At 40.6% G+C, this 22,259-nt stretch carries 22 protein-coding genes; 18 read left to right on the plus strand and 4 right to left on the minus strand.

The genetic code is table 11. From position 1 onward, the window contains the following. Nucleotides 1-590: 590 nt before the first annotated feature. Entirely contained in the window at nucleotides 591-2,099 is a 1,509-nt protein-coding gene (locus QMF37_RS10700; protein ID WP_078080801.1) for a DUF1846 domain-containing protein, read from the plus strand. Nucleotides 2,100-2,416: 317 nt separating this feature from the next. Here QMF37_RS10700 and fdhA read toward each other — a convergent pair whose 3' ends face one another. Then, on the minus strand, nucleotides 2,417-3,634 hold the full coding sequence (fdhA, locus tag QMF37_RS10705) for a formaldehyde dehydrogenase, glutathione-independent (protein ID WP_058383897.1): 1,218 nt from the start codon (nucleotides 3,632-3,634) through the stop codon (nucleotides 2,417-2,419). Nucleotides 3,635-3,841: 207 nt separating this feature from the next. Between fdhA and QMF37_RS10710 the strand changes: the two genes are divergently transcribed. Next, nucleotides 3,842-4,213 carry a winged helix-turn-helix transcriptional regulator gene (locus QMF37_RS10710; RefSeq protein WP_071152934.1) on the plus strand — a complete coding sequence of 124 codons (372 nt, stop codon included), beginning with the start codon at nucleotides 3,842-3,844 and terminating at the stop codon, nucleotides 4,211-4,213. A 149-nt stretch (nucleotides 4,214-4,362) separates the two neighbouring features. Here QMF37_RS10710 and QMF37_RS10715 read toward each other — a convergent pair whose 3' ends face one another. Further along, entirely contained in the window at nucleotides 4,363-4,500 is a 138-nt protein-coding gene (locus QMF37_RS10715) for a hypothetical protein (RefSeq protein ID WP_169835284.1), read from the minus strand. Between the two features lie 101 nt (nucleotides 4,501-4,601). Between QMF37_RS10715 and QMF37_RS10720 the strand changes: the two genes are divergently transcribed. From QMF37_RS10720 to katG, 11 genes are all read left to right on the plus strand, one after another. Beyond that, on the plus strand, nucleotides 4,602-5,273 hold the full coding sequence (locus tag QMF37_RS10720; protein ID WP_071152933.1) for an ankyrin repeat domain-containing protein: 672 nt from the start codon (nucleotides 4,602-4,604) through the stop codon (nucleotides 5,271-5,273). A gap of 279 nt (nucleotides 5,274-5,552) precedes the next feature. Next, nucleotides 5,553-5,711, plus strand: a complete 159-nt coding sequence (locus QMF37_RS10725; RefSeq protein WP_188074757.1) for a hypothetical protein — start codon at nucleotides 5,553-5,555, stop codon at nucleotides 5,709-5,711. After that, nucleotides 5,653-5,919, plus strand: a complete 267-nt coding sequence (locus QMF37_RS10730; protein WP_223145208.1) for a hypothetical protein — start codon at nucleotides 5,653-5,655, stop codon at nucleotides 5,917-5,919. The genes QMF37_RS10725 and QMF37_RS10730 overlap by 59 nt, the downstream gene beginning before the upstream one ends. A gap of 32 nt (nucleotides 5,920-5,951) precedes the next feature. Continuing rightward, nucleotides 5,952-6,749 carry an SDR family NAD(P)-dependent oxidoreductase gene (locus QMF37_RS10735; RefSeq protein ID WP_283478323.1) on the plus strand — a complete coding sequence of 266 codons (798 nt, stop codon included), beginning with the start codon at nucleotides 5,952-5,954 and terminating at the stop codon, nucleotides 6,747-6,749. Further along, a complete protein-coding gene (locus QMF37_RS10740; RefSeq protein ID WP_071152930.1) occupies nucleotides 6,742-8,043 on the plus strand; it encodes an MFS transporter in 1,302 nt (433 codons plus the stop codon). Before QMF37_RS10735 ends, QMF37_RS10740 begins: the two co-directional genes overlap by 8 nt. Before the next feature lie 144 nt (nucleotides 8,044-8,187). After that, nucleotides 8,188-8,601: a MarR family winged helix-turn-helix transcriptional regulator gene (locus QMF37_RS10745; protein ID WP_071152929.1), complete on the plus strand. Its 414-nt coding sequence runs from the start codon at nucleotides 8,188-8,190 to the stop codon at nucleotides 8,599-8,601. A gap of 49 nt (nucleotides 8,602-8,650) precedes the next feature. Beyond that, nucleotides 8,651-9,610 (plus strand): nucleoside hydrolase, encoded by a 960-nt coding sequence (locus QMF37_RS10750; protein ID WP_071152928.1) that lies wholly within the window; start codon nucleotides 8,651-8,653, stop codon nucleotides 9,608-9,610. Between the two features lie 285 nt (nucleotides 9,611-9,895). After that, nucleotides 9,896-10,513: an NAD(P)-dependent oxidoreductase gene (locus QMF37_RS10755; RefSeq protein ID WP_071152927.1), complete on the plus strand. Its 618-nt coding sequence runs from the start codon at nucleotides 9,896-9,898 to the stop codon at nucleotides 10,511-10,513. A 29-nt stretch (nucleotides 10,514-10,542) separates the two neighbouring features. Then, nucleotides 10,543-11,028, plus strand: a complete 486-nt coding sequence (locus tag QMF37_RS10760) for a nucleoside deaminase (RefSeq protein ID WP_071152926.1) — start codon at nucleotides 10,543-10,545, stop codon at nucleotides 11,026-11,028. A 153-nt stretch (nucleotides 11,029-11,181) separates the two neighbouring features. Further along, nucleotides 11,182-12,375 carry a DUF4317 domain-containing protein gene (locus QMF37_RS10765; protein ID WP_071152925.1) on the plus strand — a complete coding sequence of 398 codons (1,194 nt, stop codon included), beginning with the start codon at nucleotides 11,182-11,184 and terminating at the stop codon, nucleotides 12,373-12,375. A gap of 238 nt (nucleotides 12,376-12,613) precedes the next feature. Beyond that, nucleotides 12,614-14,830: a catalase/peroxidase HPI gene (katG, locus tag QMF37_RS10770; RefSeq protein WP_071152924.1), complete on the plus strand. Its 2,217-nt coding sequence runs from the start codon at nucleotides 12,614-12,616 to the stop codon at nucleotides 14,828-14,830. A gap of 53 nt (nucleotides 14,831-14,883) precedes the next feature. On the opposite strand, the gene QMF37_RS10775 is transcribed toward katG, so the two are convergent. Beyond that, entirely contained in the window at nucleotides 14,884-15,321 is a 438-nt protein-coding gene (locus QMF37_RS10775; RefSeq protein ID WP_245830222.1) for a GNAT family N-acetyltransferase, read from the minus strand. Nucleotides 15,322-15,398: 77 nt separating this feature from the next. Between QMF37_RS10775 and QMF37_RS10780 the strand changes: the two genes are divergently transcribed. After that, on the plus strand, nucleotides 15,399-16,211 hold the full coding sequence (locus QMF37_RS10780; protein WP_071152923.1) for a MerR family transcriptional regulator: 813 nt from the start codon (nucleotides 15,399-15,401) through the stop codon (nucleotides 16,209-16,211). A gap of 85 nt (nucleotides 16,212-16,296) precedes the next feature. Here the strand turns inward: QMF37_RS10780 and QMF37_RS10785 are convergent, their stop codons facing one another. After that, nucleotides 16,297-16,791 carry a lactoylglutathione lyase family protein gene (locus QMF37_RS10785; RefSeq protein WP_058383910.1) on the minus strand — a complete coding sequence of 165 codons (495 nt, stop codon included), beginning with the start codon at nucleotides 16,789-16,791 and terminating at the stop codon, nucleotides 16,297-16,299. A 157-nt stretch (nucleotides 16,792-16,948) separates the two neighbouring features. Between QMF37_RS10785 and QMF37_RS10790 the strand changes: the two genes are divergently transcribed. The 4 genes from QMF37_RS10790 to QMF37_RS10805 all read left to right on the plus strand — a co-directional run bounded on the left by QMF37_RS10790 (nucleotide 16,949) and on the right by QMF37_RS10805 (nucleotide 22,189). After that, complete coding sequence (locus tag QMF37_RS10790; protein ID WP_071152922.1) at nucleotides 16,949-17,290, plus strand: winged helix-turn-helix transcriptional regulator; 342 nt, start codon at nucleotides 16,949-16,951, stop codon at nucleotides 17,288-17,290. A 244-nt stretch (nucleotides 17,291-17,534) separates the two neighbouring features. Then, nucleotides 17,535-19,049, plus strand: coding sequence for an amidohydrolase family protein (locus QMF37_RS10795; RefSeq protein WP_078080800.1), 1,515 nt, complete (start codon nucleotides 17,535-17,537; stop codon nucleotides 19,047-19,049). After that, on the plus strand, nucleotides 19,046-20,566 hold the full coding sequence (locus tag QMF37_RS10800; protein ID WP_078080799.1) for an amidohydrolase family protein: 1,521 nt from the start codon (nucleotides 19,046-19,048) through the stop codon (nucleotides 20,564-20,566). The genes QMF37_RS10795 and QMF37_RS10800 overlap by 4 nt, the downstream gene beginning before the upstream one ends. A 108-nt stretch (nucleotides 20,567-20,674) precedes the next feature. After that, on the plus strand, nucleotides 20,675-22,189 hold the full coding sequence (locus tag QMF37_RS10805; RefSeq protein WP_078080866.1) for a glutathione ABC transporter substrate-binding protein: 1,515 nt from the start codon (nucleotides 20,675-20,677) through the stop codon (nucleotides 22,187-22,189). Nucleotides 22,190-22,259: the final 70 nt, after the last annotated feature.

The raw sequence follows: 22,259 nt of genomic DNA on the forward strand, positions 1-22,259 counted from the left end.
AATAGGTTATCTTGTCTTATAATAGGCATAGAGCGCTTTCCCTCCTGTTTGTGTATGTTGTGGTGACTACCATTATACAGGATTTGGGGAGGTGCTCTATTTTCTTGAGATATTACACTTAGAGCCGTAAGGGCTCGGAATTATGAAATTAACTCATTTACTTTGTTAATAATTTAAACATCCATTGTAATTTTGCGAATTGAAACCTCATTTAGATGCAATACGGTGAACCTTACCATAAGTAAGTGAGGTTTATATCATTACCAACGCTAACTTATTTATGTTTTATTCAAACGCTAAAAACAATTCAGTTATTCAAAACCATCAAAAGGAAATAAGCTTTTGGCTATTTGGATTTGCTAAATACGGGTCCAGATTTCGTTATTTTGTTTGACTGCATTGACGATAAGTTATTACTGCGCTTATTAAAATCACTCAATCATCGAACGGATCGAGGCGATTTTCCTTTCTCTTTTTTTAAAAAGCTATATAATGATAAAAGATGAATTTTAGCTGGGATTTTCACTTAAGGCGTTTTTATCTATTGCGTTAAGAGAAAGCTTGAAGCAAAGAAAGCGGGACCAAAATTAATGAAAAAACTTGGATTTGATTCGGAGAAATATTTGCAAGAACAATCAGCCTACATTCTAGAACGGGTGCAGCAGTACGATAAACTTTACTTGGAGTTTGGCGGAAAATTGATAGGTGACAAACATGCCAAGCGTGTCTTGCCTGGGTTTGATGAAGATGCCAAAATCAAACTATTGCATACACTGAAAGAAAAGGCGGAAATCATCATCTGTGTCTACGCTGGAGACATCGAACGAAACAAAGTCCGTGAAGATTACGGCATCACTTACGACCAAGATGTCTTGCGCTTAATTGATGAATATCGAGCATATGGTATTTCTGTCAACAGTGTCTTAATCACTCGTTATCAAGGGCAACCAACGGTCAAAGTATTTATGACTAAGCTTGAGAGAAGCGGAATTAGCGTCTGTATTCACCGTGAAATCGAAGGTTATCCGACAAACGTGGACGCGGTCCTTGGGGAAGAGGGATTTGCGACAAACCCTTATATTAAAACGACAAAGCCGATCGTGGTAGTGACGGGCCCTGGCCCAGGTAGCGGAAAGCTCGCCACCTGCCTTAACCAAATGTACCATGAGAATAAACTTGGAAATGAAGTCGGCTATGCCAAGTTTGAGACGTTTCCGGTTTGGAACTTGCCGTTAAAGCATCCGGTAAACATCGCTTATGAAGCGGCTACCGTCGATTTGAAAGACGTAAATATGATTGATAATTATCACTATGAAGCATATGAAAAAGTAGCGATCAATTACAATCGTGATATTGAGACGTTTCCTGTCATCAAACGGATTATCGAAAGGATTACCGGTAAAGCGTCTGTTTATAGCTCACCAACTGATATGGGGGTCAATCGTCTGAAATCGGGCATCACCGACGATAGGGTTGTCCAAGAAGCTGCCAAGCAGGAAATCATTCGGCGCAGTTTCGTCGTAGAGAATGACTATAAAAAAGGACTTGCCGATGAAGACAGTGTAAGCCACATGCAAGTGATTCTGGAAGAGACCGATTTAAAGAAAGAGGACCGGACACCTGTATTGCCGGCCCGTAATTATGCGAAAGCAATCCAAGAGCAAATTGACAGCACGAATCTACAAGCCGTAATTGCGATAGAACTGCCGAATGGCGAGATAATCACCGGTCGAACGACAACTTTGATGGATGCTTCGGCAGCCGCGATTTTGAATGGGTTGAAGAAATTGACCAATATTTCCGATGAAATTAATTTGTTGTCGCCGATGATTTTACAGACGATTCAACGGTTGAAAACGGATGACTTGAACAGCCGTGTCCCAACATTAAGCGCCAATGAAGTGCTCATTGCACTGGCAATCAGTGCGGTCACCAATCCTACTTCTGAGCTGGCTTATAAGCAATTGCCAAATTTAAAAGACACCCAAGCTCATTCCACGGTCATATTGAATAGAGAAAACGAACAGACTTTTAAGAAGCTTGGAATCGACATCACCAATGATCCGATCTATCCGACTGAGAACCTGTATTACAATTAGATTTTAGAAAACACCTGCCTTTTTCTTCTTACATAGAAGTCTGAGGCAGGTGTTTTTCATGTATACAGTTATGATTATTTTGAACTTGCGGTGTCTTTGTTCAGCTTAAAATTGAATTAAGCAAGGACAGATTAGTTCTATAAAGAGCTAGTAGACTTTTTAGTAACGCAACTTCGCAAAAGCGCTAGGATCATCATCCTAGCGCTTTTTTATATCAAAATATTAATGCTTGGTTCTGGGGAATCTACTAGCCAAACACGCATCATTCAAAAGGAAATGAACCTCCCTGTTTTTCCATAAGCACAGGAGCAAGCAACTTACTTTTTAAAATGCCCATGAGGATCAATAACAAATTTCTTGGAAGCCCCTTGGTCAAATTCAGCGTATGCCTCTGGTGATTGATCTAACGTAATGACCGTTGCGTTTACCGCTTTGGCAATTTGTGCTTTGCCGCTTAAAATCGACTTCATCAAGTCACGATGGTACCTCATAACTGGAGTTTGCCCCGTTACAAACGTATGAGCTTTTGCCCAGCCAAGTCCTAAGCGCACCTTCAAGGTTCCATTTTGAGCGTCTTGGTCGGCAGCGCCTGGATCACCGGTTACATAGAGTCCAGGTATACCAAGACGTCCGCCTGCACGCGTAACTTCCATAATGGAATTTAATACAGTAGCCGGTGCTTCACCAGCTCCCTCGCCATGTCCACTAGCTTCAAAACCTACACAATCAATCGCGCAATCCACTTCTGGGACGCCTAGAATTTGAGCAATTTGTTCCGCAAGGTTTGCGTGTTCACGAAGATTGACCGTTTCACAGCCGAAACTATGGGCCTGTGCAAGGCGTTCTTTGTTTAAGTCCCCTACGATGACAACAGATGCACCCAGTAGCTGGGCAGAGTGGGCAGCGGCTAAACCGACAGGACCAGCCCCGGCAACATAGACAGTAGCTCCTGGTTTCACACCCGCACTCACAGCGCCGTGGTAGCCTGTTGGGAAAATATCGGAAAGCATCGTTAAATCAAGTATTTTATCCATCGCTTGATCTTTATCCGGGAATTTCAGCAACTGAAAATCTGCATAAGGGACCATCACGTATTCCGATTGCCCGCCGACCCATCCACCCATGTCTACGTAACCATAAGCAGAACCGGGACGATCTGGGTTGACGTTCTCACAAATATGAGTGTCTTGCTCTTTACAGCTGCGGCAGCGGCCACAAGCAATATTAAATGGTACCGACACCAGGTCACCTTTTTTGATAAATTCCACATCACGGCCGACTTCAATGACTTCTCCTGTAATTTCATGACCGAGTACAAGGCCTTCAGGAGCTGTTGTCCGGCCACGCACCATGTGTTGATCACTTCCGCAAATATTGGTGGTAACGACTTTTACCACCACCCCATGTTCACATTTACGCCCGACATTCAATGGATTTACCCCGGGACCGTCTCTAATGATTAATTCAGGGTAGCTTATATCTTCAACTGTTACCGTTCCAGTACCTCTGTATACAACCGCTCTGTTTCCTGCCATTTCTGTCAGCTCCTATCTAATTTTGTACAGATAAAGATCACATCTTTACACCAGGGCAGCATCGAAGAAGGGACAAAATTTTACTATTTATATTAAGTATTCTCTATATTCTAAATTATAATTCTTTTTAATGGAAGAACGCACTTTTTTGTGAGAAGGTTACCTAAAGGATACTTTCAGAAGGAAATGGAAGAAGGGGGCAGTTTCATGAGTGATCTGCGGTCAGCAATAAAAAGGGAAATTGAGAGTGGCGAATTTAATTGTGAAAAGGAACTGACCTTATCGATTATTAGCGGCAAGTGGAAAATTATTATTATTTACTATTTAGGAACAGAGGGTGTCTTGCGCTTTAGTGAGATTAACCGCCTGCTTCCCAAAATTTCGCATAAGGTACTGACTACTCAAATTAGAGAGTTGGAGGAGGACGGGGTCGTTCACCGGCAAGTATTTGCTGAAGTTCCGTCGAAAGTAGAATATTCACTAACCACTTTAGGAGAAAGCCTCATTCCAATCGTTTTAATGATGGACGAATGGGGAAAGAAAAACATCAAACACTTTCCGATTGCGAAAAATGTGTGAGGAATCCTTTTTCGTTTTTAATAAATCTAACCTTAATTGGCTATACCGCAGAAAAACGGATCACAAGTAACTAATTTCAAAGCTGCGATTAAAAAGTCGATACAAAAAAGGCGAGTCCGTATAAAACGGAATCGTCTTTTTAACATTTATTAATTCAAAAACAAATAAATAATGTATAGCGGCACTAAAACAATCGCCATGTACTTTAGCAGATACAGCGAACTCGTAAATAGGCATTTGGCTTTCGCGATTAACGCTTCTTTCAAATCATTGACCATTTCGGACATTGTGTCTGCCCCCTTCAGTAAGTATGATTAGTATAAAGCACAGACTACTTGAATGGTATTTTGCTGTTTTCTAATAGGGTATCGCGTAAGGGAGGTTTTTCATGAACCGTTTTATAGGCTTTGTCGCAAGCATGTTCTTGCTAATCACGGGATGTAGTCAGGAAGGGGAAAGCAATGTGGAGCAATACTCAGGTGGACTGATTCAAGCAGTCGAAGACAACGAGGTAAAAAAGGTGCAAGAAATTTTACAGGATCCGTCGTATCCACTAAATGAAACGAATACGAAAAAAGAAACGCCATTGTTAATTGCGACGCATAGCAATTACATTGAAATCGCGAAACTATTAATTGATGCGGGAGCAGACATCAATCAACAAGATAATATTCAAGATAGTGCCTACCTATATGCAGGTGCACAAGGAAAAACAGAAATTTTAGCTTATATGATGGAGCATGCCGAGCCCAATCAAACAATTGTGAATCGCTATGGTGGCAATACATTAATACCGGCTGCTGAAAAAGGCCATTTAGACAATGTTAAGCTACTGTTAGAAGACGGTAGCGTAAATATCGATCATCAAAATAATTTTGGCTATACCGCATTGATTGAAGCAGTCGCTCTGACGGATGGTTCAGAAATCTATCAGCAAATTGTACAGGAATTGATCACATTTCATGCCAATAAAGAACTTCGAGACAACTCGGGTAAAACAGCACTCGATTACGCGAAAGAAAAAGGCTATACCGCAATGGTCGAACTGTTAGAAGACTGAGGCAGAGAAGGATATGAAAAATTTGATACCGAAAAGACGATTCCGTTCAAAAGGGAATCGTCTTTTTTAACGTTACTGAATTTAACTAGACGATTCGCTTAAACCCAAAATCACGTGTTTTTTACAAGAGTGTAAACCATAAAAAACTTCTCTATGCCAAAAAATTGCACGATATCTTGAAATAAAATAATTATGTTGTAATATATATAGGCTGCTGATAATATTTAGATGTCAAATATTTAGATATCTAAGTATTATGCAAGAAAATGATGCATTATGATGAAATTAGCAGGAGAAATTGGGATTACTATCGGTGGCGCTTCAGGGATTGGCAAAATTATTGCGCTTGCGATAGCAAAAGAAGGAGCACGATTTGCACTTGTCGGTATCAATGAAAAAAAGTCAAGAAACTGTAGCCGAAATCAATCAGTACACTAAAGGCGCTCTATTCAGTAGAGATATATCTGCAAAAGAAAATGTGCAACAAATGGTGAGTGCTGCAAACACACAAATAATGTACGAAGCCATGATGAACACTATTCTACTTGGTCGTGTTGGCGATTCGGAACAGCAGCCGTTTTCTTGGCCAGTAAAGATGTGGTTAGTAGTACCGGTTAAACATGGCTGGTTGATGGCAGTAGCATGAAACTACGTTAATTTTGAAGAGGAGGAAAAGGAATGGCTAGAGTAGAAAACAAAGTAGCATTAGTAACAGGTGGCGCTTCTGGAATTGGGCTTTCATCTGCAAGTTTATTAGCTAAAGAAGGCGCAAAAGTCGTCATTGCAGACTTTAATCTAGAAGGCGCGCAAGAAGCAGCAAAACAGATTAACGAACAAGGCGGTAATGCGCTAGGGATCTTCCTGGATGCAAGTAAAGAAAGTTCGATTCAAGAAGCTGTAGAGTATACGGTCGAACAGTACGGAAAAATCAATGTCTTGGTGAATAATGTTGGTGGAACCAACTTGAGAAAAGATATCGATGTGGTCAACTTGGATCTTGAAGAATGGGACCGCTTAATGGACTTGAATTTGAAGAGCGTGCTTCTAGGAAGCCGATTTGCGATTCCGCATATGATCAAAGATGGCGGCGGCGCAATTATTAATACCACGTCTATGGCAGGATTTGCAGGCGACTCTGTTCGTACAGCATACGGAGCATCAAAGGCGGGCGTCATTAACTTAACAAAATACATTGCCACTCAATACGGCAAGCAAAATATTCGGTGTAACGCAGTTGCGCCTGGACTGATTTTAACGCCAGCTGCTAAAAATATTTTGTCTCCAGAACTGTTGGATACCTTTATGAGATACAACCAGTTACCTTACCACGGTGAGCCAGACGATATTGGAAATACGGTATTATTCCTAGCATCAGATGAATCGAAATTTATTACCGGTCAAACGATTAAAGTGGAAGGCGGACATTATTTAAGCAATCCGACCATTCCCGATTTTAAGGAGCAGATGAATGGTTAATACAACGATCAAGCCAGAAGAAAAAGTAAAAGCAAGTAAAAGTAAAATTCATGCAGCTTGGTTGGTGCTGATTGGTCTTTGTATCATCGTCGCGTTTGGTAAAGGGGTAGTCAATAACTCGTCCGGTCTGTTCTTAACACCTGTTTCAAAAGAGTTGGGTATTGGTATTGGTGATTTAACCTTGTACATGAGTATATCTGCAGTTGTTACGATTATATTACTACCTGTTGCGGGTAAATTAATGGCGAAATACGATATTCGTTTATTGTTGATTGTCGCGATTATTTTACAAGGTGGTTCGTTTGCGGCGTTCGGACTGATGAATTCAGTATGGGGCTGGTATATTTTGGCTGTTCCATTAGCATTTGGTGCTATTTTTATTAACGTTATAGCAGGTCCGGTTTTAATCAACCAATGGTTTAGAAAAAATAACGGATTGGCACTGGGCATTTTGACAGCAACTGGCGGGTTAATCGGTGCATTTGCACAGCCTGTTATTGGTTCATTAATCGTCAACCAAGGCTGGAGATACGGGTATATGGCAGTAGGGATTACAGCAATCATTGTCGTGATTCCCGTTACGCTCCTTCTTATTAAAAAATTATCTCAAAACAAAGGCTTGTATCCTTACGGCATGACGGACACGGAAATCGCCGACCAAGGATCTTCAAGTGAAACACAAAACGAAGGAATTGCGATGAGCGATGCGAAAAAATCGTCTTCGTTTTATGCATTGATGCTGTTTTTCTTCCTTATTACTTCCGTTGCGAGCTTTATGATGCACATTCCATCGTATATTGTCGATAAAGGGTTTACACAAGAATTTGCAGGAACCGCAATGGGTGTTTATATGTTAGGTGTGGTATTGGGTGCGATTATTATCGGAATGTTAAACGATAAAATTGGATCTCGAAACACGACCATTATGACGATGGGCTTAGGATTGATTTCGATTTCGCTGTTATTGTTTGTGACTTCAAGCGCTACCGTTATTTTCGTTGCACTTGTGTTGTTTGCTTTTGTAACAAGTGGCATTGGAACGCTGACGCCATCATTGACACAAAGTTTGTTTGGCAATAAAGACTACAGCCAAATTTACTCTACTGCTTCACTAGGATTGGCGATTGCTGCAATCGTTGCCTTACCTGCTTACGGATACATCTTCCAATTTACAGGCAGCTACTCAGGTGGATTGTATACCATTCTTGTCATGTTAGTGCTCGCGATTGTAGCAGTTCTATACGCTTTCAAAGGAAAAGAAAAACTACTAGCAGCCGGTGCTTGGAAAAAATAAATAAGTGGAGAGGATATGGAATATTTTTTCCGGATAGGTCTTCTCTTTATGGTATGCTTGTTTCAAGTTGCGCCTAAAATATGTATAATAAGAGCCCCTAGCCAATAGGGGCTCTTATTTAGTAGAAAGCAGGGATTCATTAGCATGAGTGAACAAACTATTTTTGAAATTATACACAATATGGATAAAGTAACCGATAACTTAATTGTTCAGTGGAACAAATCATTTAATGAAGACTTGGGGGTTTCTCACATTTTGGTGCTCGCTCGTTTGATGGTACACGGAAAAAGCTCTCCTTCGGATATTGCCAAAGAAGTAGGATTGACTCCTCCAACAATTACCCATTTGGCAGAAAAGTTGATCAGTAAAAAGTTAGCCGTCCGAACAACGTCTGAATCCGATCGTCGAATGATTATTTTATCCATTACAGATAAAGGGGTAGAGATGGTCAAAAGAGCTAACAAAGAAGGCGTTACTTTGCGAAAAAAATTATTTGAAACCTTAACTACTGAAGAACGAGATCAGTTACTAAAAATTTACCGCAAATTAAGTAACTAAAGCGTTCCTGCAAGCAACGATACTTAAAAATGTAAAGGTGGCTCACTCTATGACAAGATTACCAATCATCATCGATACAGACCCAGGAATCGACGACGCAATGATGCTAACTTTAGCATTTGCTAATCGTGAAACACTGGACGTACGACTTGTTACCACGTGTTCAGGAAATATCTCTCAAGACAAGACAAATTACAACGCTCGTTCTTTTTTAAGTTATATCGGAGCCGACGTTGAAATTGCACGTGGATTGGAGCAGCCGATGTTCCGTGAACTCGAAGTAGCGGAAGACATTCACGGGGAAAGCGGCTTTGGCAATGTGCAGTTTTCAGCACCGACTTTACCAGTTAGTAAACGACCAGCTGTCACAGCCATGCTGGAAACGATTATGGCGAGTGATGAGAAAACCACCATTGTGGCAACAGGACCCCTAACCAATGTGGCGGCGTTATTGCTTGCGCACCCTGAAGTAAAACCAAAAATTGAGCGGATTTCCTGGATGGGCGGAGCGGCAGTAGGTGGCAATATGTCACCTACTGCGGAGTTTAATGCGTACGTCGATCCACACGCAGTAGAGATTGTGTTCCGTTCGGGTGTACCGGTTGTCATGAGTGGATTAGACGTCACTCATAAAGCGTTTGTCACAATCGAAGAAGCAAAAAGCATTTTAAACATTGGTACGGAGTTTGCGGAGAAAGCTTATCATTTGGTGACGTATTATTTGGATGTCATCAAGAGAACCTCTTTCCATGAAGAAAATTACGATCAAGTGCTGCATTTCCATGATGTTTGCGCCGTTATGTATTTATTGAAACCGGAGTTTTTCGAAGGTCAGGACTGCTTTGTAGAAGTCGCTTTAGAAGGACTAGCAGCAGGTGCGACAGTCGTTGACTATACGAATCGTTCCGGGAAAACGCCAAATGTGCATGTTCTTCACAGCGTTAATCGCGAAGCATTCGTTGCAGAGTTTGTGAAGGCAGTAAAGGTTATTTCAGAACGACTTCAGTAAGTGTAGTTGATGTTATTTTTTAAGGTCATGTCTTTTTAGTTAAGGATCTGTCCCATACGCCGCTAAAATAAAACAGATGGAGAAAAAGATGTTCTTTTTCTCCGTCTGTTTTTTTGAATCGTGGGCGAGAATGTATAAAGGACTTGGTGATACGAGCTACTTTTAAAAGCTTGTGAGCCGGTGTCAGAATCCTGAACGCGGTGTGCATTTTTTAGACAGTTAAGATAGATTGATTTTTAAATGAAAAAAGGGTATACCAATCATAAGAAAGTAGGGTGAAACGCAATGAACATTATCGTATTCGGCGCTACGGGTGGCGTAGGTCAATCGGTTGTCAAGCAAGCAATAGAAAGTGGATTTAAGGTTACGGCATTTGTCCGAACACCAACGAAGTTACAAGTAACACACGAGAATCTAACTGTTATCCAAGGAGATGCCTTTAACACAGCAGAAGTCTCAGCAGCCATTGCAGGGCATGATGCAGTTGTATCGTGCTTAGGCTCTAGTCAAGGAATGAAGCAGTCAACAGAACTTCAAGAGATGACAAAAAATATTGTCATGGGCATGGAGGAACACGGTGTGAAGCGCATTGTCTACACGGCATCTGCAGGTGTTCATAATGAACTCACAGGTGTCAGTGGGAAGCTAATCATGAAGATGCTGAAGAACCCGCTAATCGATCACCGAGCAGCTACAGATTTGATTCAAGAACACGGACTGACCTTTACCATTGTTCGACCGATGGGATTAACAAATGGCGCGTTTACAGGGCAGTACAAAGAAGCTGCGACAGGTGTGCCGGATAAGTCGAAATCAATTCCTCGTGCGGATGTTGCGCATTTTATCGTCAAAGCCTTAAGCGATGCACAGTACGAAAACGCGTCGGTTGGAATTTCTAGTTAACGTGTTACGAACAAAAAGGGGGAGTAAAGATGATTACCGAAAAGGATTTAACGTATTTGCGACGTTGTGTAGAGTTGGCGGAAACCGCCCTTGAAAAAGGAGATGAGCCATATGGGTCTATTCTTGTTTCGGTGGAGGGAGCCGTTCTTTTTGAAGACCATAACCACGTAGCAGGCGGCGATCATACCCAGCATCCGGAGTTTGCGATTGCACGCTGGGCCGCGAATCACTTGTCGCCGGAAGAACGGAGCACAGCGACGGTTTATACGTCAGGCGAACATTGTCCGATGTGTGCAGCAGCTCACGGATTGGTAGGTTTAGGAAGAATCGTCTATGCAAGCTCGTCACAGCAATCAGCTGAGTGGTTGAGTGAAATGGGTGCGACCGCTTCATCGCGTGTTCGAAGGTTAGCTATTGAAGAAGTTATTAAAGACACAGTTGTCGACGGTCCTGCTTCTAAACTGACAGAGCAGATGCGTGGACTTCATCAGAGAGCATTTGAAATGAAACGTTAAAACAAATAGTTGAGGTTAATGTAGTCATTTCTTTTTCACTTTTTGTTACTGTCTAATCATTGTTATAATAAGGGAGTATCAAAGGCGAACCTATCGCTTTGATGCTCTTTTGTCATGACATGGAGTTTATTAGTTAGGGAGTTGGAAATAGCAATGAATAAAAAAGAGATAGCCGATATCCGCAAACGATTTAAGTTAGATACAGATTTACTGAAAATCGGTGAAATTTATAATGTCTACATCCAACAAGAAAGCAGTGAAATCTATCACGAAGAGAGTCGCTCATTTTCTTTGTTAGACCGGGAACAACAAGAATTGTTTCTGGCCAATTTCAAAAAAGTTTTAGGCGGAAAGCTTGATGAAAAGCTGTTTGAAGTTAAATTTCAACCGCAAGAAGAAGGACAAGTAGATCATACACAACGACTTTTATATGAAGGACTTCAAGCAGATGAAGTTAGTGACTGGAAAACAAACATGCAGCGTATCGCCTTGAAAATGGTTGAAGACCACCCGTACGAAAAGGATATGGTCGTTACGTTTATTCGTGGCAACTATTTTAAGACGACCAAACGCAAGACGGACGAATCGGACATGGATTTCCGAGATGAAATGTACACCACTTCATTTATTCTTAGTAGCATGAACCAAACGGAACTGCCGAAAAGCTCCTTAGTGTTTGACTTTGCGGAGAAAGAATTTAAGTCCAATGTGCTAATGGATCCTGTTATTAAGCTATCTGCACCAATCGGGGGGTTCTTGTTCCCAAGTTTTACAGATAATGCGGCAGACATTAACCGTATTTTGTATGCTGCTGGTAAAACAAACAAACCGGATTATCAATTTATCGAAAATGTTTTAAATGGCGATGAAATTCTCACAGCTGAAGAAGAAAAGACCGTGTTTGAAGAAATTGTGAAAGCGGTCATTGGTGATGAAGTCAATTCGAGAACGCTTGCGGGTTTATATGATGAAATCAATCAAATGCTAGTCATCGAAGCAGAAAGTGATGACGAAGATGAGCAACCGCCTACTTTGGATGTCACAGAAGTTACGCGTGTACTAAAAGCAAGCGGCGTAAAAGATGTGAGCACGGAAAAGGTAGAAAGAGCGTTCCAAAGCGTAGTGGAAGACAAAACCTATGAAATGAAAGCAAGTCATATCGTGCCAAGTTATGCATCCAAATCCATCAAAATTAGCACCAAAGTAGCGGATATCGCCATCAGCCCTCAAGACTTACGTTACGTCAAACAAGTTAATTACGATGGCAAACGCTGTATATTGATCGAGGTAGAGGAAGATACGATGATTGAAGGCTTTAAGTTGATTTCAGAAGAGTTGTTGGAGTAAAAAAGTGCATGACTAACATTAACGAAATGCAAGTTAACAAAAGCAAAGATATCCACTTTTGTTAAATTTGGAATTTTTGATTTAATTTAAGGAGGCTATGAAACATTGGTTCTCTTGTTAGACGCTTATTACTGTTCAGTTTCCTTCTAGTTTAGTATAATTCTAATGTAAGAATTAATCTCCACACATTCAATGCACGTACGACTAGGTTTCATTATTCAATAGGAGGTTTTAAAAGATGGAAAACAATGAAGAAAAGCGCCACACTGCAGCAGGAGAAGGTCAATGCCCAGTAACAGGTGGCCATAAAGATAGTGCAATCACGACTTCAAACAAGCCAGGAAAAACACAAAACAAAGACTGGTGGCCAAACATGCTGAATGTCAACATTCTCCATCAGCATGACACTAAAACAAATCCTCTAGGAGAGGCATTTGATTACAAAGCAGAATTCGAGAAATTGGATTATGAGGCATTAAAGCAAGATTTGCACAAAGTCATGACAGATAGCCAAGACTGGTGGCCAGCGGATTATGGTCATTACGGCGGGTTATTCATCCGTATGTCATGGCACGATGCAGGTACTTACCGAACTGCAGACGGTCGCGGAGGCGGTTCTACCGGAAACCAGCGTTTTGCGCCATTAAATAGCTGGCCAGATAACGTAAACTTGGACAAAGCACGTCGTTTGCTATGGCCAATCAAGCAAAAATACGGCAGCAAAATTTCTTGGGCCGATTTATTGCTATTGACGGGTAACGTAGCACTTGAGTCGATGGGCTTTAAAACCTTTGGATTTGGAGCAGGACGTGAAGACATTTGGGCACCAGAAGAAGATGTTTATTGGGGCAACGAAAAAGAGTGGTTAGAAGATAATCGTTATTCAGGTGAACGCGATTTGGAAAACCCTCTCGCTGCGGTACAGATGGGCTTAATTTATGTAAACCCAGAGGGACCAAACGGCAAACCGGATCCTCTTGCTAGTGCTGTTGATATTCGTGAAACCTTTGCACGTATGGGAATGAACGATGAAGAAACAGTTGCGCTAATCGCAGGTGGCCATACGTTTGGTAAAGCACACGGAGCGGGAGACCCTGCTGAAGTAGGAGACGATCCAGAAGCAGCCGTAATGGAAAATATGGGAATTGGCTGGAAGAGCACGCACGGTTCTGGTAAAGGCCGTGATACAATTTCAAGTGGTATTGAAGGCGCTTGGACGGCTAACCCAACAAAATGGGACAATGGCTATTACGAGCAATTGTTTGAATACGAATGGGAGTTAACAAAATCTCCTGCTGGCGCGTACCAGTGGACAGCAAAAGATTTGTCAGAACACCAAATGGCACCTGACGCAGAAGATGCTTCTATTAAAGTGAAAACAATGATGACAACAGCAGATATGGCACTTCGCATGGATCCGGCATACGAAAAAATTTCTCGTCGCTATTATGAGAACATGGATGAGTTTGCAGATGCATTTGCGCGTGCTTGGTTCAAACTTCTTCATCGTGATATGGGACCTGCAGCACGTTATTGGGGACCAGAAGTTCCAGAAGAAGTATTGATTTGGCAAGATCCAGTACCAGCAGCAACACATACATTAACGACTGAAGAGTTGGATGAGCTAAAAGAGAAAATCTTGGCGAGTGAGTTAACTTCGCAACAGCTCGTTAAAACAGCTTGGGCTTCTGCTAGCACATACCGAAATTCAGATAAACGTGGCGGTGCCAACGGAGCACGTATTCGCTTTGCTCCACAACGCGACTGGGCAGCAAATGAGCCAGCAGAATTAGCTAAAGTGCTCGCTGTTTACGAAAACCTTAAAGCTTCGACTGGCAATAAAGTAAGCATGGCTGATTTGATTGTACTTGGAGGAAATGTAGCCCTTGAACAAGCTGTCAAAGCTGCTGGGTTCGATTTAGCTGTTCCATTTACGCAAGGTCGTGGAGATGCTCTTGAAGAACAAACAGATGCAGAAAGCTTTGATGTGTTAGAGCCAGTTTCAGATGGTTTCAGAAACTACCAGAAGAAAGAATACACAGTAAGCCCGGAAGAAATGTTGCTTGATAAAGCACAACTACTTGGCTTAACAGCGCCAGAAATGACCGCATTAATTGGTGGTATGCGTGCATTAGATGCAAATTATCAAGGCGTAAAAGAAGGAACTTTTGCTACTAATAGCGGCGTGTTAACAAATGATTTCTTCGTTAAGCTATTGGATATGAACATCGACTGGACGCCAGTAGAATTCAATAAATACGAAGGTAAAAACAATGCAACTGGTGAAGTAGTCGGTACAGCTACACGTTTTGACTTAGTATTTGGTTCAAACTCAATTCTGCGTGCTATTTCAGAAGTATATGCACAAGATGATAGCAAAGAGAAATTCGCTCGTGATTTCATCAAAGCATGGAACAAAGTGATGAATGCCGATCGTTTTGATCTACAAAACTAAGTAAAGAAAATCCCAATCAGTAGCGAATGCTGCTGATTGGGATTTTTTGTGCATTAATGCGGATAAATCATAATTTTTTCACCGTTTTCATCTACTTCTTCCGTAAAACCAAACCCTAGTTTTTGATAAAGTCGAATGGCTACTTTGTTTTGTTCAAAGACACTTAAATAGATAGGTTTTTTAGGATAGAGTTCAGTTAAATAGTCAACAAGTACGCGGAAAAAATAACGTCCCAGTCCTTGTTGTTGAAAACGTTCGTCAACTAAAAAACGATCCAACCAAATCTGCTCATCAAATTTTCCGTACATCGAAAATCCGATAATTTCATTCTCTTTGTATAAAGCCAAAGGGACGTAACGTGTGTCTTGTTCAGCCTCTAGTAAACACTGACTGACCGATTCGATAAATCCTCGTTGTTGCGCTGCCACTTTTAAATTTAAAACTTCTTGTTTGTTCGAGTCTGTAATCGCTCGAATTCCAGTAAACATCATGTCAAAACCTTTCTTTCTTGTGTATAGATAAAATTTAAGGTATATAGTAACTAGGTAGTCAAGAAAGGAGCCTCCATGTGACTGAAAAATATTTGACAACAGGAGATTTTTCAAAATTATGTAAAGTTAATAAGCAAACAATTATTTACTACGACCAAATCGGCTTGTTAACACCAGCTTATCGCAATCAAAAAGGTTACCGCTTTTATTCGTTTCGGCAGCTGGAGGTGTTCAATGTCATTTATCTATTAAAAGAACTCGGGATGTCATTAGAAGAAATTAAAAGCTATATGGAACAGAAGTCACCTGAATTGTTTCACTCTTTGATGATTGAGCAAAAAGAAAAAGTGCGGACGAAAAAAAGAATGTTGGATCATTTGGAAATGATGATGGATGTAAAAATCAACTTGCTAGAAGAGGCTGAAGAAACAGACTTCCATCAAGTTAGCTTTCTCTATTTGTCCGAAAGTTTTTTGTATCTGAGTCCAAATATAACCGATATAAACGACGACGATTTTGCAAAGGTAGTCACGCAATTCATCAATACATTAAATGAACAGAATTTAGATACAGGCTTTCAAATTGGTGGAATGACTTTGCACGAACAAGTAGTAAAAGGCGAGTATACGAATTATAGTTATCTCTACATGAAGCAGCTAGAGCAAAGAAAAAGTCAGCCATTTTTTAAAATCGCAGCAGGAATGTATGCAGTTGGCTATCATTTAGGAAAAGAAGACACGATCCATGTCACATATGAACGGCTATTTTCAGAAATTCGCAGGAATCACTATGAAATTGGCGATTATATCATGGAAGAGTATATATACGATGGATTAGTAAAAAGTGGCGAGGATCATTACATTACGAAGATTCTTGTTCAGTTAAAATGAAAAATTAAAGCTCAAGTTATGAATTTAACTCCTCTAACAGATGCAGAGGAGTTAAATTCAAATTCAGTGTGAGGTTGTTTAGTTATCAATACGCTCCTGAAGAATAAGTGATTTCGTAGCTGTGACTGTAAATCTCAAATATGATGCCAAACGGATCTTCTACATAACACATTCTGTAAGGCTTATCATCTGGATAGTATTCTCTAATTGGCATCCGTTGTTTGCCACCATGTTCAACTATTTTTTGAACCAATCCTTCTACGTCTGGATCTTGAACGCAAAAATGGAAGACGCCTGACTTCCAGTACTCAAAATTATTTTCGGGTTTTTCGCTATTCGGAAATTCGAAGATTTCGATTCCAGTCCCGTCAGAAGTTGCCATGTGTGCGATGCGGAACGTTCCCCATCCGGCGCCGAACACATCGATACACATTTGCCCGATGGGTGTGTCACTTTCTTCTTTTACTTCTGCCGGCTCCATAATTACATACCAGCCCATAACTTCTTTATAGAATGTGACGGCTCTGTCTAAATCTGTGACCGATAATCCGATGTGTGAAAATGCTCTTGGGTAGGCCATATTGATCGCTCCTATCTGTTTTTTATATAGTATGACGATTGATCTTTATTATCCTGGACATCTTCATCATACAAAGGAGTTTTTAGAATAACAATACGGCACATTTAAGTGGTATAGTTACGAAAATGTGACTACCGAGAGGATAAGGAGAGATGTAATGGGAGTTAAAAATAGCTATATCTGCTCTTTAGGGCTGACAATTGATTTGATCGGTGGAAAGTGGAAATTGATGATTCTTTGGTACTTAATCAATGGGAGTAAAAGATTTGGCGAGCTAAAAAAAAGCATTCCGACAATTAGCCAAAAAGTACTTACGGAGCAACTGAAAGAGCTTGAAAGTAGCCGTATCATTTCTAGAAAAGTGTATCCGACCGTACCAGCTACAGTAGAGTATTCTATGACTGATTACGGAGAAAGTCTTATTCCACTAATTCATGATTTGTGTGACTGGACAAAACAATATGCGGGTGAAAATGATATCGAAATAAGTGGAGACTAAACAGATAAATAAACTAAGAAAGGAAAGCGGTCATTTGGCTGCTTTCTTTTTTTAGTTGCTTGTGTCGCAAATCAACTTCTAAAAGTAGAAGAGATGTTAATAAATAAAGAATTTTTTCTAAAAACAACGAAAAAAGTATAAATAGTTTAAAAAGTTGTATTATTCGCTTAATTAAACACTCGAGTTTTTCTCTATAATGAATAATTAACTTGATAGTAGAACTTTATAAAGAGGGAGTGGCACCATGATTGATTTGCTTTTAATAAATGGCACGCTAATCACAATGAATAAAGAACGAAGTATTATTTACGGTGGAGCCGTAGCGGTTCATCATGGAAAAATTTTGGATGTTGGGCTTACTGCAGTGTTGGAAGTGAAATACGAAGCTAAACAACTGATCGATTGCAAGCACCACTGCATTTTACCTGGATTGATTGATGTTCATGGTCATGGAGGTCATTCGATGTTTAAAACAATCGCCATGGACAACTTGGAACAGTGGATTCCCATTATGACCAATACATACAATCATTATGTGACAGATGATTTTTGGTATTACGAAGGAAAGGTATCCGCATTAGAACGATTAAAAGCTGGCATTACGACCGGTGTCTCCGTGATCGGTTCGACACCAAGAGCAGATGACCCTATTTTTGCATTAAATCATGCAAAGGCCTATAACGAAGTCGGAATTCGCAATGTCGTCTGTACGGGGCCTGCCAACCCTAAGTGGCCGAAACTATACAGCCGCTGGAAAAACGGCAAAAGAATTACAAAAGAAGTTGATTATCAAGATGTACTAAAAGGAACAGAAGCGGTTGTTGAAGCGTTGAACCATGCCAATGACGACCGGACAAGAGCTTTCGTTACCCCTTTTGTCATTGTGACATCGATAGAAGGTTCTGGTCCTACACCGCCGTCTAGGTTGCATCAGTTAACTGACCATGACCGCTACCAAGCACGTAAAATTAGAGAAATTGCCAACAAGTACAAAACGAGAATCCATTCGGATGCATTTGGTGGAATGATTCACATGGCAATTCAAGACAAGGATTATGCTTTATTAGGACCAGACGTTCATTTGCAACATTGTCGAGGGATTTCCTTTGATGAAGTGAAAATTCTAGCAGACACCGGAACCAACGTCAGTACGAGTGCGAGTATCACTCAGATGACAGCAAGAACACCGATTGTAGAGCTCATCGAACTTGGAGCGACAGTTGCCATTTCTACAGATGGCACTTCACCTTCAACTAGTTTTGATCTGTTTCAAGCGATGCGAAAAACGCAATTGATTCATCAAGCGGCGATGAGGGACGAGCATTATTTACCTCCTGGCAAGCTTTTGGAGATGGTCACCATTGATGCAGCTAAATGTATAGGGTGGGACGACGAGCTTGGATCGATTGAAATTGGGAAAAAAGCAGATATTATCACGGTAAATATGAAACAAGCGCACTTAACTCCTGAAACTATGCATATTCACCGGTTAGTTTACCAAGCAGTTGGAAATGATGTGAATCATGTCATTGTTGACGGAAAAGTGTTAATGACTGACCGTAACGTAACGACTGTTGAAGAAAATCAACTAATCGAAGAAGCGAATGCGGAAGCTTTGGAAACAATTGAGCGTGCAGGTTTGGAAAAATACATGACCCCAACCAAATATTTCTGGGGGTCAACGCGCGCTTATGTTGACGAAAAACGATTTGATGAAGCAGACTATGTGTTTGCTATTACAGAGGAGGAACTTACATGAAGACAAAATTAAAAGGGCAATATGTTATCGGCTATAACGGTGAGGATCACGTCATACTAAAAGATGCGGAAGTCGTTTATGAAGGAACGTCCATTATTTATGTAGGAAAAGAATACACCGAGTCTGTAGATGAAACCATCGATTGTGGAAACGCCGTGATAAGCCCAGGATTTATTGATTTAAATGCACTTGGCGATATCGACCACGATATTATTCACGTAGAAGCAGATAATGAAAAATCAAAAAATCTTTTATGGTCTGAAAAATACATGAAGAATGGTCCACAGGAAGTCATGACAGAAGAGGAAGAAGCGTTTAAATCTCTTTATGCCTATAGCCAATTAATCTTAAACGGCATTACAACAGCTATGCCGATTACGTCCGTCTTTTATAAAAAATGGGCAGAGACGTATGAAGAATTAGCATCAGCTGCGCATTATGCAGGAAATTTAGGGTTAAGAATATACTTGGGACCGAGCTACCAATCGGGTATGCGCGTTGTACAACCAGATGGCACCATTCAGTTAATGTGGGACGAAGAAAGCGGCAAAGAAGGTCTGGATCGAGCAGTTAAGTTTATAGAAGAATTTGACGGTACCTATGACGATTTAGTGAGAGGCATGCTTGCACCAGAGCGAATTGAATGCCAGACAGAAGAAAGTTTGAAACAGACAAAAGCTTATAGCGAGTCATTAGGAGTACCGATTAAACTTCACGCTGCACAAGGAAGTTTTGAATACCACACCATCGTTGAAAAGCATGGCGTCACGCCAATTCAATACCTTAAAAATGTAGGGTTTTTAGGACCAAAAACAGGTATTCCCCATGCTAATTTCATAGCAGGATATAGTGAAGCAGAAACGGGACAAGGTGACGATATCAAAATTTTAACTGAAACCGGTACAACAGTGATTCACTGTCCGGTCATTATGGGAAGGCGTGGTAGCGGGCTAGAATCCTTTGCCAAATACAAACGTTCAGGCGTAAACGTAGCTATCGGGACAGATACTTTTCCTCCGGATATCTTCCAAAACATTCGGGCAGGCAGTATGATTTCCCGTATGCACGAAAAGGATGTCGAAAGTTCATCCTTTGCTGATTTTTTCAGAGCGGCAACTCTAGGTGGCGCAAAATTTTTAGGTAGAGAAGACCTTGGTAGGTTAGCTGTAGGAGCAAAAGCGGACATCATTGTCGTCGATTTAGAAGGATATCATATGGGTGTAAGTGACGATCCTATTCGAACAATGGTTATGAGCGGATCCGGAAGAGATATTAAACTTTCTATTATAAATGGCAAAATAGTTATGAAAGATAGACAAATCCCTCAAATTGATTTGAAAGAACTGCAGTCAAAAGCTCAGCACTATTTCGAAAAAATGAAAAGGGGTTATTTACAAAGAGATTACCAACAGTTAGGAGAAGAAAAGCTGTTTCCCTCTTCCTTTTCTGTTGTTGACTCAGTTGAAAAAAATTTAAGTAAAGATTGTGTAAAAATCAGTAAAGATACTGAAACTTAATTGTCAGAATATTTTTTATAATGAACTAATAAAATCGAAACACGAGGGGGAAATAATTTGAACAAGGTCCAATGGATAAGAAACGGGATAGCTTCAGCATTACTTGTGATGGCTCTGGCAGGCTGCTCTACCGGAGAAAAAGCCGCATCAACAGAAAATGGCGAAGTAAAAGCTGCCGGTTCTGAAGATACGTTAATTATCGCAAGACTTTCAGATGCTGAAAGTTTGGATCAGCAATTTATGTCAACTATCAATGCAGCGAGTGTCACTCATGGAAAAATTTATGAAGGCTTAGTTGGCCGCGATCGAAACGCAGAACTGCAACCATTGTTGGCAGAAAGCTGGGATCAGCTTGACGATAAAACATGGGAATTCAAGCTTCGTCAGGATGTTAAATTCCATGACGGAACGGACTTTACAGCAGAAGCTGTAAAAGCAACATTCGATCGATTATTGGATCCAGAAGTGGGTTCTCCTCGAGCAGGAGTATTGTCGATGGTAGAAGAAATAAAAATCATTGATGATTATACGGTTCAGTTTTTATTGTCGGAGCCATACTCTCCGCTTCTTTCAATTTTAGCAAGTCATGAAGGTGGCATCATCAGCCCGAAGGCAATTGAAGAGTTTGGCGGAGAAGATATTCAAGAACCAAGTGGCACAGGACCATTTGTCTTTGAATCATGGACACCTGGACAAGTGATTATCTTAAATCGAAACGAAGACTATTGGGGCACATTAGCCAAAGTAGGAAGAGTCGAATTTAAAGTTGTACCAGAAGAAACGACGCGTACAGCAATGGTTGAAACAGGAGAAGCTCATATTGCTGAACCTTTGTCCATCGCCCAGTTTGATGCGGTCAATGCTTCTCAAAATTCCAAAGTTTATCAAAGTGAAGGATTTGGAACGGAATACATTACGTTTAACGTTGAAAAAGCACCTTTTAATGACGTTAGAGTAAGAAAAGCGGTTTCACACGCGATCGAAATGGATGCAATCCGAAAAGGCGTTTACAATAATGTCGGTGGGGAAGCAAATTCATTATTAGGACCTAAAGTGTTTGGTTATCACGAAGGACTAGAAACGTATGAATACAATCTTTCTGAAGCCAAAAGATTACTGGCTGAAGCCGGTTATGCTGATGGCCTCGAAATTAAGTTGTCGACAATGGACAATAAAGAAAGAATTAGTTTAGCGGAAGTAGTTCAATCACAACTAAAGGGAATTGGTATTAAAGTAACAATTGAAGTGATGGAATACGGAACTTTTGTTGAATCGACTCATTCTGGCGACACGGAAATGTTCATCATTAGCTGGAGAAATGCCACAGGAGATGCAGATTATAACCAGTATAATTTGATGCATTCAAGCTCAATAGGGGCTAGTGGCAATACATCGTTTTATAGTAATTCTGAAGTGGATGGATTGATTGAAGAAGCACGAAAAGAAGCAGATTCTGAAAAACGGATTGAACTATACGCAAAAGCACAAGAAATTGAAATGGAAGAAGCAGTGTACATTCCCATACGCGTAATCGAGAATGTCGCAGCAATGTCCAAAGATGTTAGCGGTTTTGAAATTAGTCCATCTGGGTATTTGGAAATCAATAACGTATCGATAAAGTAATAAGTAATGAGGGATATCCAAAAGGATACCCCTTTTTTCTTATAGGGTAGTAAACAATCTAGTTGGAAAG

This window comes from Planococcus sp. S3-L1 (assembly GCF_030063085.1).
Lineage (GTDB): Bacteria > Bacillota > Bacilli > Bacillales_A > Planococcaceae > Planococcus > Planococcus kocurii.